Raw genomic sequence first — 11,922 nt, 5'->3', positions numbered from 1 at the left:
CGCAATTTCAGTGATATCGCGTTGCCCGACTTCGGGCGGGGCGGAGCATTGCTCCGCAGTTGGATCGATTCGCGTTGATGGATCAGTTGTGTGCGGTTCTTGCCAGCGCCAGACGCAACAGTTTTGCCTCGAGCCATTCGCTGAGGTGCTTCGGGGATTCCAGTCCCATCCGCTGCAGGTACATGGCGTCATTCTCACCGGCCGGCTGGCGTATCGCACTCGCCGCTGCGCGCAGCTTGTCGCGGTATGTGCGCGTGTTTGCCTTGAGCCAGGTCAGCGCCCGCAACAGGTCCTGCTCAAGGGGCGTGAAGTCGCTGCCGAGCGGGTAGTCGGGCAGGCTGCCATCACTACGGAAGGGCGCCAATGCAGCACGCAGTACGTCGGGGCGATTCCGCTGCCAGGCCTCGGGTGCGGTGAATGAGAGGTCGAGCTTCCTGGAGGCCTTCGCCTGTTCAAGCAATGCGTGCTGAAATGCCGCGTCGGCGATGCCGGTCATCGCAACGACACATTCTTCATCCGTGCGATGACGCAGGTCGGCGACCCCATACTCATTGATGAAGATATCGCGCAGGTGTCGCGGAATGGTGGTGTGCCCGTAGCTCCAGCGCACGTTGGATTGCGCCTTGCCGGCATCATCACGCAGTGCGCGGAACATCAGGATGCTGCGCGCGTCCGGCAGCGCATGTGCCATGGCCACGAAGTTGTACTGCCCCCCGACACCGGACACCACACGACCATCTTCCAGCGCATCGGAAGCCGCCGCGCCCAGTGTGGTGGCGATCATGCACGAGTTGAAGAAGCGTGCGTCGCGGCGTTGCAGGCGTTCAAGGCTTTCGTTGCCGCCATAGAGTTGATTGATCTCGCTGATGCGGCGCATCCCGATCGCGCGGGATTCGTCCTCGGGCAGGTGCCGCAGCCAGTCGTAGAATTCCGGCGAACCGAGATAGAAGGCACCATGCAGGTACTGGCCTTCGGCAGCGAGTGTGGCGTGGTCGGAGCCATAGGCACTGCCATTGGCCAAGCGCTGCATCACCGCGAGGTCTTCAAGTACCTTGCGGCGGATCACGCCGGTCTGCACCAGGACGCGGAAGCCCTCGTTGAGCATTTCGCTGCAGCCGTACAAGCCGATCTCGAAAGGCCCCAATCCGCCGGCCTCCTGCACCATCGGATGGTCGGCAAGCTGTGGGTCGAGCGCGCGCAGAATCCGCCGATAACGCGCGTTGTCGGTATGCCGCAATACCAGTGCATGACTGAGTGCATCAGCCAGCGTACCGATGCCGATCTGCAGCGTGCCGCCGTCACGGACCAGTGCGCTCGCATGGAAGCCAATGGCGTAGTCGGCATCGCTGACCGGCTGTCGCGGCAGGCCGAACAGATGCGGGTAAGGACCGGGCGGCACCACGACCAGATCGAAGAAGTCTGGCTCCACCGTGGCGCTGCCATCAAGCCAGGGCAGCTGCGGGTCCACTTCGGCGATGAGCAGCGGGCGTGGCAGGCCACGCGCGTGGATGGCATCCAGCGTGTCCTGGGTGATGTCGTTGTTGCAGGACAGCGACAATCGCGTGCTGCCTTCGCGGAAGGCGACTTTCTGCACGATGGCGTGCGGCGCACGTTGCGCCACCGCATCGGCGGCATGGGTGTAGTTGAGGCTGGTGTAGTTGCGCTGCGCCTGCGCGGAACCGAGCAGGGCGCCCGATTGCATGTAGAACTCCTCCACCTGTACGTGCGCGGGCAGGGCATCGCGGGCGATGGCATCGGCGTAGGCCAGGCGGGGGAAATCGATGCCGAAATGCCGTTCGACGAAGGGCCGCAGGAAGCGCGCTTCCAGGCCATCACCCTTGGCCTGCGGCGGATTCAGGGACAGGGCGGTGTACAGCTGCAACGGGCGCGAGGCATCAACCTCCAGCCGCGAATACAGGGTATTGAGCAGGCGGTGCGGTTTGCCCAGCGCCAACGGCGCGGCGATGCGCAACGGGCCTTGCGTGCGGGTCAGCAGCCAGTCCACGGCGGCATCAAGATCGGTGACGTAGTGCGGCATGGGGTCCGGCTCCTGCGGCGTCTGAGCATTACAGCACGGGCCATATCGAGGGCCTGTGCAGGGACTTGACAGGGTGGTTGTTTACTTATGTAATCGGTAAAAATTACAGGCGTAAACGATGATCCAGATCAGCGAAGCAGAAGCCGTCGTGATGCAGGTTCTGTGGGGGCAACATCCGTTGTCCGCCGACGAGGTGATGGCGCGCTTGCCGCGCAGCAACGACTGGGCCGAGGCGACGGTCAAGACCCTGCTCAACCGCTTGCTCAACAAGGGCGCGATCGCTGCGGAGAAGGAGGGACGTCGCTATCGCTACTCGCCGCTGGTCGAGCGTGATGCCTGGGTGCTGGAGGAAAGCAGCAGTTTGATTGACCGCCTTTTCGATGGCCGTGTCGCGCCGCTGGTGGCGCATTTCAGCCAGCATCAGAAGCTGACGCGCGATGACGTGGCCGAACTGCGCAAACTGCTGGAGGGGCTTGATGATGAGCAGCACTGAGCTTCTCTACGGGGTGCTGATGACAGCCTTGGCATCCAGCGCGGCGATGACAATGGTGATGCTGTTGCGTCGCCCGGTGCGTCATTGGTTGGGAGCCAGCGCTGCGTATCTGCTGTGGTTGGCGGTACCGGTGGCAATAGCGGCGGTGCTGTTGCCCGCGCCGCGTGTCGTGGCCACTGCAATGCATGCCGCTGGTACGGCGTCAGGCACCGTCACGGCCTTCGTTGCACCCATGAAGGCGTTGCCGATCTGGCCGTTGCTGCTGGCCGGCATCTGGGCCTGCGGCGTGCTGCTGACGGCCGTGGGATTGATCCGCCAGCAACGCCGTTTCGTGCGTGGCCTGGGCCGCGTCGAACGCCGTGCGGATGGTTTCTGGCAGGCGCAGGCGGTGCTCGGTCTGCCGGCGGCAATGCATCTGTGGCGGCCGCGGATCGTATTGCCTGCAGGCTTCGAGCAACGTTACACAGTGCAGGAACAGCAACTGGTACTGCTGCATGAGCAACTGCATGTGCGCCGGGGCGACATCGTCGTCAACGCGTTGCTGGCGGTGATGCAATGCATCCATTGGTTCAATCCGTTGTTGCCGTTCGCTTTGCGTCGCTGCCGGGATGACCAGGAGCTTTCGTGCGACGAACGCGTTGTCGCCCGCGTTGGCGGCGAACGCCGCAGTTATGGCAGCGCCATGCTCAAGACCGGTTTGGCGTCATCCCCACTGCCGGTGGGTTGCCACTGGCAGAGTCCACATCCATTGAAGGAGCGTATTGCCATGTTGAAACGTCCGGTTCCCGGTGTGAAGCAGTGGGTAACGATGGTGATGTTGTCGTTGGGAGTGTCGTCCGGGCTGGGTTATGCGGCGTGGGCCGCGCAGCCGACCAGGCAGGAGATCGCATCGGTGGGCGCGCTGCACGCGGTGGCGCTGGAGGTGGATGCGGACGGTGAACGTCAGCAGTTCCAGATCCGCGAACATGCCGGCAAGCCGTTCGCCTTCGCCCTGCAGTCAGGCAAGGGGGTGAGCTGGAATGCCGAGTTCACGCTGGAGGCTGCCGATGCTGGTCAGTTGCGCTTGAGCGGTGAGTTGAAGGCCGATGGCGTGGTGGTGTCGCGTCCGGTTCTGTTGATCGCCGCCGACGCACCTGCCGGGGTGAAGGTGTCCACGGCCGATGGTCGCTCGGTACTGGACGTCGCATTGCGGGTGTCGCGGGTGGCTTCCGCCAACCAGGGTACTGCTGCGGGCAAGGGGCGCATCTCGGTGGAACCGCAGTCGACACCCGCCAGCATCCCCAGCTTCGCGACGATGTCACCGCCACGCTATCCGCCCAGCATGCATACCGGTGAGGTGTGGTTGAAGATCGATGTGGCGGCCGATGGCGCGGTGACCGGTGTGGTGGTCGACAGCAGTTCCGGTCACGCCGATCTGGACGCCGCCGCAGTGGAAGCCGCGCGTGGCTGGACGTTGAATCCCGGCAGCAAAGATGGCGAGGCGGTTGCCGGGCAGGTGCGGGTGCCGGTGCGCTTCGACATGGACAAGACCGAGACGGAAACCTCGGAAGTGACTTCTTGATCCGCACGCCACATGTGACTTCGCGACTCGGCGCTCGTGCGGGATGTGCTGCGGTTCTTGCCATGGCGTTGGCAGGGTGCGTGACCACAATGCCGGTGATCGAAGATCCCGACAACCGCTACAACGTCGGCCAGCGCCTGCTCACGCCAGAAAGTAGCGGCGCCGCCGCCGGGGCGGTCCAGGCCTATAGGCTGGCCGCGAGCGAGACCTTCCGCATGCCTGAGCCCGTGCAGTCACCGCCACCGGTCATGCCCGCCGACTACGCGCGGCAGACCTTGCCGCCGACAACACTTTGCGTCCGCGTGATCATTGCTGCGGAAGGGCAGGTCGAGCGGGTGGAGCCGCTGCTGGAACATGCCAGCTGCACGGCGGGGCGAGAGTTGGAACACGCCTCGCTGCTGCAGGCGTCGATTGCGGCGGCAACGCAGTGGACGTTCCGGCCGGCGGCCATCTGCCATTTCAGCCCCGGGAGCACGCCCATCGCACAAGGCGACTGCACCGGTGCGGTGCGGGTGGAGCAGGTGCCGGTGACGTTGTTGTATGCCTTCACCTTTGAGGTGGTGAAAGGCGAGGCCCGGGTGCGCAGCCAGACGGGTGTGCGCTGAATCAGCTGCGGCAAGGGTGTCGCCGATGAAGCACCGCGGCGCTCCATCGGCTGCCAGGCTCAGGAGCGGTCGAGCAGCGTGTTCAACAGCGCTGCCAGGCGTTCACCGGCCAACCGGACCTGGGCTTCGGCCACTGGTCGCCAGGTGTCTGCGTAGTGCTCGTCCAGCTTGCGCGTGGTCGGATAGACGCCCGGGCGCATGGCGATATGGCAGGACTGCACGGCCCAGCGCGGCGCATCCCGTTGCAGTTCGGGGCGGCCGACGCCGTCGGGGGCGGGCAGGGCGAGCAGCTGCTGTAGGAACTGCTCATCGTCGCGGCGCTGGGCATAGAACATGCCGCTGTCCCACAGTGAGTGCAGGTTGGTACCGCGGCCATCGAACTGCAGCTGATAGGTGTTGCCGCCGCGGTCATGACCGTAGCCGGCGTGCATCGGCTGGTGGATGTCACCCATCAGATGCACCACGAACTTCAATGCCTGCAGGCGTGCGGCATCGGCGTTGCTGCGATCGGCAAGCAGAGCAGACTGGGCCTTGAGCGCTTCGACGACGCAATTACCGTCCGGGCACTGCTTGGGCGGCACATAGGTGCAGCCTTCTTCGCCCATGTTGATGTAGTGCCAGCCTGCCGAGCGCTTGCCCAGGCTCGGATCCTGCGCCCGCAGCTGGTCAGCCCAGGGGGCGATGCTGTCGAGCGTGGCGCCGGGTTCGGTCGCAAGCAGACGCTGGATTTCGGCTTTCGCCTGCGGGTCCAACAACGGTTCGGCCACCCGCGCCACCAGCCGGTGGCCTTGTGCACCCCACGCCCAGGCATGCCCGGGAATGAGCGCGGTGGTGACAACTGCGGCGAGCAGCAGCGGGAATGCGCGGAGAGAAAACGGTTTCATCGCCGCATTCTAGCGGCACCGGCGCATCTGTTTGCATGCCGCATATGGCGAAACCGCCCCCGCCGGACAGGCCCGGGGGAGCGGTGTGATGGCCTTGCGGATCTATCGTGTGGCTCAGAACTTGAAAACGTACGCCACGCCGTAGACCAGCGGATCGATCTTGGCGGTGCCCAGGTTGGCGCCGTTGACCTTCACCTTGGTGTCGATGTCGGCCCAGCGCATGTCCACGCGCAGTGCGCCCTTTTCGCTCAGTGCGAAGTCCAGGCCGGCGTGCGCGGCCAGACCCCAGGAGTCTTCCAGCTTCAGCTTGGTGCCAGCCAGGGCGCCCTTGCTGTCGGTGCTGAAGAACTTGGTGTAGTTCACGCCCAGGCCGACGAACGGGGTGACCTTGCTGCTGTTGGCGAAGTGGTACTGCAGCGAGACGACCGGCGGCAACTGCTTGGTTTCACCGACCTTGCCGACGCCGTCGATGCTGACTTCATGCTTGAACGGCAGGGCACCCAGCACTTCGATGCCCACGTTGTCGGCGACGAAGTACTCGAAAGTGACGGTCGGACGGACGCTGCTGTCGACCTTGGTCGGCAGGGCGCCCAAGCCAAGGGCAGAGCCGTTCAGGTCGCCCGCATCGGACTTCGGATCGACGGCGTGCACGCCGACGCCCAGGGTCCAGTCGCCCTTGGACTGGGCCATGGCGGGAGCGGCGGCCAGGGCCATGGCGGCAGCCAGGCCGGAGAGCAACAGAGCGGAGGTCTTGCGCATGTTGTGATTCCGTTACGTGGTGGAGGTGGCGCCAGTGTCCCGGCAGCGCCCGGCAGCCGCTTTGATCCTGATCAAACAAGCGTTTGCGCTCAGTCGGTAGTCAGCCGTGCTGACACCTGGCAAGGACGGTGGGAGCGGGCTGTGCTGCTAGAATGGCGGCCCCTTTCCACCCCGCCGCAACGGGTTTGCGGCTGCAGGAGCTTGTGAACATGGCAATCAAGGTCGGCATCAACGGTTTCGGTCGCATCGGGCGCAACGTGCTGCGTTCGGCAGTGTTGAACTTCGGCAACGACATCGAGATCGTGGCCATCAACGATCTGCTGGAGCCGGACTACCTGGCCTACATGCTCAAGTACGACTCGGTGCATGGCCGTTTCAAGGCTGATGTCGCGGTCGACGGCAAGGACCTGCTGGTCAACGGCAAGAAGATCCGCCTGACCCAGGAGCGCGATCCGTCCAACCTGAAGTGGGACGAAGTCGGCGTCGATGTCGTCATCGAATCCACCGGCCTGTTCCTGGACAAGGTCAGCGCGCAGAAGCACATTGATGCGGGCGCCAAGAAGGTGATCCTGTCGGCCCCGTCCAAGGACGACACGCCGATGTTCGTGTTCGGCGTCAACGACAAGACCTACGCCGGCCAGGCGATCATCTCCAACGCTTCGTGCACCACCAACTGCCTGGCCCCGCTGGCCAAGGTCATCAACGACAAGTGGGGCATCAAGCGCGGCCTGATGACCACCGTGCATGCGGCGACCGCCACCCAGAAGACCGTTGACGGCCCGTCCAACAAGGACTGGCGTGGCGGCCGCGGCATCCTGGAAAACATCATTCCGTCCTCCACCGGTGCAGCCAAGGCGGTCGGCGTGGTGATCCCGGAACTGAACAAGAAGCTCACCGGCATGAGCTTCCGCGTGCCGACCTCGGACGTGTCGGTGGTCGACCTGACCGTCGAGCTGGAAAAGGAAGCCACCTACGCCGAGATCTGCGCCGAAGTGAAGGCACAGAGCGAAGGCGCGTTGAAGGGCATCCTGGGCTACACCGAAGACAAGGTGGTCGCCACCGATTTCCGTGGCGAGACCCACACCTCGGTGTTCGACGCCGACGCCGGCATCGCCCTGGACGGCACCTTCGTCAAGCTGGTCAGCTGGTACGACAACGAGTGGGGCTATTCCAACAAGTGCCTGGAAATGGTGCGCGTTGTTGCCGCCTGATCCACACGTTGCATGAATGAAGAAAGGGCGCCTTGAAGGCGCCTTTTCTTTTGCCGCCAGCCAGTCGGAACAGGCCCGGCATCGCCGCTTGCCTGGCAGCCGGTAGAGCGAAGCCGCGCTCCGCTGGGCCTTGCCTGCCACCCCGCCGATCAGGTCTTGCCCCAGTTCATCCCTTGACCCCGCGCACCTTGCGTTTCCATCGCGCGTGGATAAGGTGGTGCGGCACCCCTTTGGGGACAAGGACGGGAAATGGACGACACGTTGGTGTTTTGGGGATTGTTGCTGCTGGCGGTGGCGCTGCTGGTGCCCGTGCTGCTGGTGATGGCCCTGCTACAGGTGGCATCGCTGAAGCGGCGCGTATCCGCGCTGGAAGCCGCCGTGCATTCCCCGCGCAATGAAGTGCCGGCCGAAGCGGCCGTGCCGCCGTTTGCCGAGCGCGAACCGGCACCCCGCGTCGCGCCAGTGCCGCCCCGCCCATCATTTGACGATCAGCAGACGCCAACGCCGGCAGCGCCTTCAGTGCCGGTCAGCGCGCCGCCGTTGCCGCCGCTACCGGAACCCTCCCGGCCACTCCCCGCCCGCGTCGCGCCGGACCCGGTGCAGCGCACGGCACAGGAATGGGCGCCGCCCGCCCCGGCCGAGCCGAACTTCATCGAGCGTGGCATCGAGCACATCAAACAGTGGTTCACCAGCGGCAATGTGCCGGTCAAGGTCGGCATGCTGGTGTTGCTGGCCGGCGTCGCGGCGCTGCTGAAGTATGCCAGCGACCAGGGTTGGCTGAGCATGCCGATCGAGTTCCGTCTGGCGGCAATCAGTGCCGCCGCATTGGCCGGGCTGGTGTTCGCCTGGCGTAAGCGCGAGAGTCATCGCACCTTCGCCCTGGCACTACAGGGCGGCGCCATCGGCGTATTGCTGTTGACCGTGTTTGCCGCGTTCAAGAACTACAGCCTGATCGATGCCGGGCCGGCATTCGCGATCAGCGTCGTGCTGATTGCCGGCTTGTCGGTGATGGCGGTGCTGCAGGAGTCGCGCACGCTGGCCATCCTGGGCGTGTTGGCCGGTTTCATGGCGCCGATCTGGCTGTCCAGTGACAGCGGCAATCATGTCGGCCTGTTCTCGTACTACGCGCTGCTCAACGCCGGCATCTTCGCTATTGCCTGGGTGCGGCCGTGGCGCATCCTCAATCTGCTGGGCTTCGCGTTTACCTGGGGCATTGGTACGGCATGGGGCGTGATGGATTATTCGCCAGCCAAGTTCAACAGCACCGAGCCGTTCCTGGTGCTGTTCTTCGTGTTCTATCTGCTGCTGCCGCTGCTGTACGCACGCAAGGTGGCCACCCCGGGCAGTGCGCGCATCGATGGTTGCCTGCTGTTCGGTACGCCGTTGATCGCCTTCTCGCTGCAGGCGGGGTTGCTGCAGGGTGAGCGCATGCCGCTGGCATTGTGTGCCTTGGGTGTCGCGGTGCTGTATACGGTGCTGGCACGTGCCTTGATCAACAAGGAACGGCTGGATGTATTGGCGCGTGGTTACGCCATCCTCGCGGTGGGTTTCGCCACGCTAGCAGTGCCGCTGGCCTTGTCGGCACGCGCGACCGCATCGGTGTTCGCGTTGGAAGGTGCCGGCCTGGTCTGGTTGGGCCTGATGCAGGAGCGTCGCCTCGCGCGCTGGAGCGGCATTGGCCTGCAACTGGCTGCCGCGGTGGCGTTGCTGATCGGCAGCAGCGCGATCTGGCAGGCGGAGATGGCCGTTGCCAATGCCGCGTTCATGGGCGCCTTGTTGATCGCATTGGCCGGCTTCGCGACGGCCTGGTTGTATCGCGGTGTTGGCAGGTTGCAGGTCGCCACGGTGGCGTATGTGTGGGGCCTGGCCTGGTGGCTGGGCAACCTCACCATGGAGATCGGTGACTTTGTCACCCCCGGAAGCCGTCTGCATGCGTTGCTGGTGATGCTGGGTGTGACCGGCTGGCTGGCGGCCGAAGTTCAGCGTCGTGCGCCTGCATTTGCGTTGTCACTGACCACGCTGGGCAGCCTGGTGCTGGCCTTCCCGCTGGCGTTCGTGCAGCTGTCCGAATATGGCCAGCCGTTCGCCGGTCATGGTGCCTGGGCATGGCCGTTGTTTGCGGTGCTTGGGCTTCGCAGCCTGTTGTGCCTGCGGGCCGGCAGCGGTGCGATTGCCGGCCTGGCGCAGTTGGCATGGCTGTTGTTGTGGCCGACGGTGCTGTCGCTGCTGGCTTGGCACATCGGCGATCGATTCAAGCTCGCAGAAGGGTGGGTAGGCATGCTGCTGGTACTGCCGTGGCTGCTGCTGGCGGTACTGTCGATGCGTCGCTGGACGTTGCTGTCGCAGCCGCTGGGCGCGGCGTTTGATCGCTACCGGCCGGCATTGCAGATGGCGGTATTCGGCGCGCTGGGCTTGTGGTGGCTGGCCTCGTTGGCAAGCGCGGGCAGTGCCGCGCCGCTGCCGTGGATCGTGCTGATCAATCCGTTGGAGCTGGCCGAGATCGCCGTGCTGGTGTTGGCTGCGATGCGCCTGTGGGAAGGGCGCGGCGAGCGTATTCCGCCCATGCAACTGGTGGGCATGGCGGTTGCCGCGCTGGTGCTGGTCACGGTGATGACGCTGCGCGCCGTGCACCACTGGGGCGGCGAGCCGTGGAATGACACTCTGCTCGGCACCCAGCTGGCACAGACCAGCCTGACCGTGGTGTGGAGCCTGCTGGGCGTGGTCGGTTGGGTGTCCGGCTCGCGTCGCGGCCAGTGGGGCTTGTGGCTGGCCGGCGCGATCCTGATGGGCGTGGTGCTGGCCAAGCTGCTGCTGATTGACCGCGGCAACCTGGGCGACCTTCTCGGCATCGGTGCCTTCATCGCCTACGGCTTGCTGTGCACCTTGGTGGGCTGGCTGGCGCCGGCGCCGCCGCGCCGCGTGTTTGAAGCAAAGAACAACAATGAGGAAGCGTCGGCATGATCAAGCGTTTGCTGTGGCTGGCACTGCTGCCGTTGAGTGCGCAGGCCGCCGATGATTTCGCCCAACAGTGGCCATTGCAGTTGTCCCAGCCCGACGCCGGTGCTTATCGCGTGCCGTTGGATGCATCGGTCTATGCCGCTGCGCATTGGCGTGACCTGCGCGATGTGCGGGTAATCGATGCCGATGGCAAGCAGGTAGCGAGTGCGGTGTATGCAGCTGCCATGCCGCTGTCCGGGCCGCTGCGCACGGTGGAGCTGCAATGGTTCGCGCTGCCGGTGGCAGCCACCGCCGATGACGATCTGAGCGTGGTGGTCGAGCGCGACACGCGCGGCAAGGTGCTGTCGATCCGCAATTCGGTCGGTAGCGGTGGCAGTGCTGGCGCTGCGGCACCGGTATGGCTGGTGGATCTGGGCGATGACGCCGGCAAGGTACGTGCACTGCGGGTGGACTGGGCCGATGCCGGTGCGTCGCTGGACCTGGGCTACCGGTTGGAAGGCAGCGACGACCTGCGTGGTTGGCAGGTGCTCGACCCGCAGGTGCGGTTGGTGCAGTTGAGCAACCAGGGCCGCGAGCTGCGCAACAGCACCATCAAGGTGGACAGCGCGCTGCGTTACCTGCGCCTGGTGCCGCTGCAGCGAACCAGCGCACCGGCACTGCGCGCGCTGCGTGGTGAAGTCGTCGATGCGGTGGATAGCGGTGACTGGCAATGGCTGGAGCTGACCGCCGCGGCCGGCGGCAGCGCCAAGGACGGTTATCAGTACCAGTTGCAGGGACGCCCGCCGATCCAGCGCATGGACGTGCGGATGCCGGCCAACAGTGCGGTGAGCTGGAGCGTCTTCAGTCGCGATGCGGATCGCCCTGGCGCGGATGGCAACAACCCGGATTGGCAACTGCTGCGGCGTGGTTGGAACGCCTGGAGCTTGAGTGAGGCTGGCCAGCTGCAGCATTCGCCACCATTGGAAACCTCTGGAGTGATTACCGACCGGCAGTGGCGATTGTTGGCCGAGCCGGGTTCGGTGCCGTCGGAAGCACCGTTGCTGCGACTGGGTTACCGCCCCGGCAGCATGGTGTTCCTGGCGCAGGGGCGTGCGCCGTATCTGCTGGTTGCGGGCAGCGCGAATGTGAGTGAGATGCAGGTAACACTTGATCCGATGCTGGACGCCTTGCGTGCACGCAATGGCGCGCAGTGGCAGCCGGCAATCGCCACGCTCGGCGGAAGTGCCGCGCGCGCGGGTGATGCCGCCTATCAGCCGGCAAAGCCGCCACGCGATTGGAAGAACGTGCTGCTGTGGGCGGTGCTGGTGATCGGCGCACTGGCGGTGGCCGGGTTTGCTTTGAGTCTGTTGCGCAGCAGCCGCGTGGAGAAAAAAGAAGCATGAGGTAGTGCCGAGCCATGCTCGGCAAGGGCTG

General features: G+C 65.1%; 9 protein-coding genes. 6 read left to right on the top strand and 3 right to left on the bottom strand.

The features are described 5' to 3' along the window. Positions 1 to 82 precede the first annotated feature (82 nt). Positions 83 to 2,038: an acetyl-CoA hydrolase/transferase C-terminal domain-containing protein gene (locus tag ABB26_RS06465; protein WP_057632866.1), complete on the bottom strand. Its 1,956-nt coding sequence runs from the start codon at positions 2,036 to 2,038 to the stop codon at positions 83 to 85. A gap of 121 nt (positions 2,039 to 2,159) precedes the next feature. Here ABB26_RS06465 and ABB26_RS06460 point away from each other — a divergent pair, with 121 nt between their 5' ends. The 3 genes from ABB26_RS06460 (at position 2,160) to ABB26_RS06450 (ending at position 4,697) form a co-directional block, all read left to right on the top strand. Continuing rightward, positions 2,160 to 2,531, top strand: coding sequence for a BlaI/MecI/CopY family transcriptional regulator (locus tag ABB26_RS06460; RefSeq protein ID WP_057632999.1), 372 nt, complete (start codon positions 2,160 to 2,162; stop codon positions 2,529 to 2,531). Further along, a complete protein-coding gene (locus ABB26_RS06455; protein ID WP_161809015.1) occupies positions 2,518 to 4,092 on the top strand; it encodes a TonB family protein in 1,575 nt (524 codons plus the stop codon). Before ABB26_RS06460 ends, ABB26_RS06455 begins: the two co-directional genes overlap by 14 nt. A gap of 89 nt (positions 4,093 to 4,181) precedes the next feature. Next, the gene (locus ABB26_RS06450; RefSeq protein WP_057632864.1) at positions 4,182 to 4,697 is read left to right on the top strand and encodes a hypothetical protein; all 516 of its coding nucleotides are present in this window, start codon (positions 4,182 to 4,184) and stop codon (positions 4,695 to 4,697) included. A gap of 59 nt (positions 4,698 to 4,756) precedes the next feature. Here ABB26_RS06450 and ABB26_RS06445 read toward each other — a convergent pair whose 3' ends face one another. Together ABB26_RS06445 and ABB26_RS06440 are read right to left on the bottom strand one after the other, a co-directional pair. Beyond that, positions 4,757 to 5,581, bottom strand: a complete 825-nt coding sequence (locus tag ABB26_RS06445; protein ID WP_057632863.1) for a S1/P1 nuclease — start codon at positions 5,579 to 5,581, stop codon at positions 4,757 to 4,759. 114 nt (positions 5,582 to 5,695) lie between these two features. Then, a complete protein-coding gene (locus ABB26_RS06440) occupies positions 5,696 to 6,340 on the bottom strand; it encodes an OmpW/AlkL family protein (protein WP_057632862.1) in 645 nt (214 codons plus the stop codon). Positions 6,341 to 6,549: 209 nt separating this feature from the next. On the opposite strand from ABB26_RS06440, the gene gap reads away from it, so the two are divergent. The 3 genes from gap to ABB26_RS06425 all read left to right on the top strand — a co-directional run bounded on the left by gap (position 6,550) and on the right by ABB26_RS06425 (position 11,891). Next, positions 6,550 to 7,551: a type I glyceraldehyde-3-phosphate dehydrogenase gene (gene gap / locus ABB26_RS06435; RefSeq protein WP_057632998.1), complete on the top strand. Its 1,002-nt coding sequence runs from the start codon at positions 6,550 to 6,552 to the stop codon at positions 7,549 to 7,551. Between the two features lie 249 nt (positions 7,552 to 7,800). Further along, positions 7,801 to 10,512 carry a DUF2339 domain-containing protein gene (locus ABB26_RS06430; RefSeq protein ID WP_057632861.1) on the top strand — a complete coding sequence of 904 codons (2,712 nt, stop codon included), beginning with the start codon at positions 7,801 to 7,803 and terminating at the stop codon, positions 10,510 to 10,512. After that, positions 10,509 to 11,891 (top strand): DUF3999 family protein, encoded by a 1,383-nt coding sequence (locus ABB26_RS06425; protein ID WP_057632860.1) that lies wholly within the window; start codon positions 10,509 to 10,511, stop codon positions 11,889 to 11,891. The genes ABB26_RS06430 and ABB26_RS06425 overlap by 4 nt, the downstream gene beginning before the upstream one ends. The last annotated feature ends 31 nt before the right edge of the window (positions 11,892 to 11,922 follow it).

Source organism: Stenotrophomonas humi, from assembly GCF_001431415.1.
Lineage (GTDB): Bacteria > Pseudomonadota > Gammaproteobacteria > Xanthomonadales > Xanthomonadaceae > Stenotrophomonas > Stenotrophomonas humi.
The sequence above is the reverse complement of the archived record's forward strand: the minus strand, read 5'-3'. Positions and strand labels throughout refer to the sequence as shown.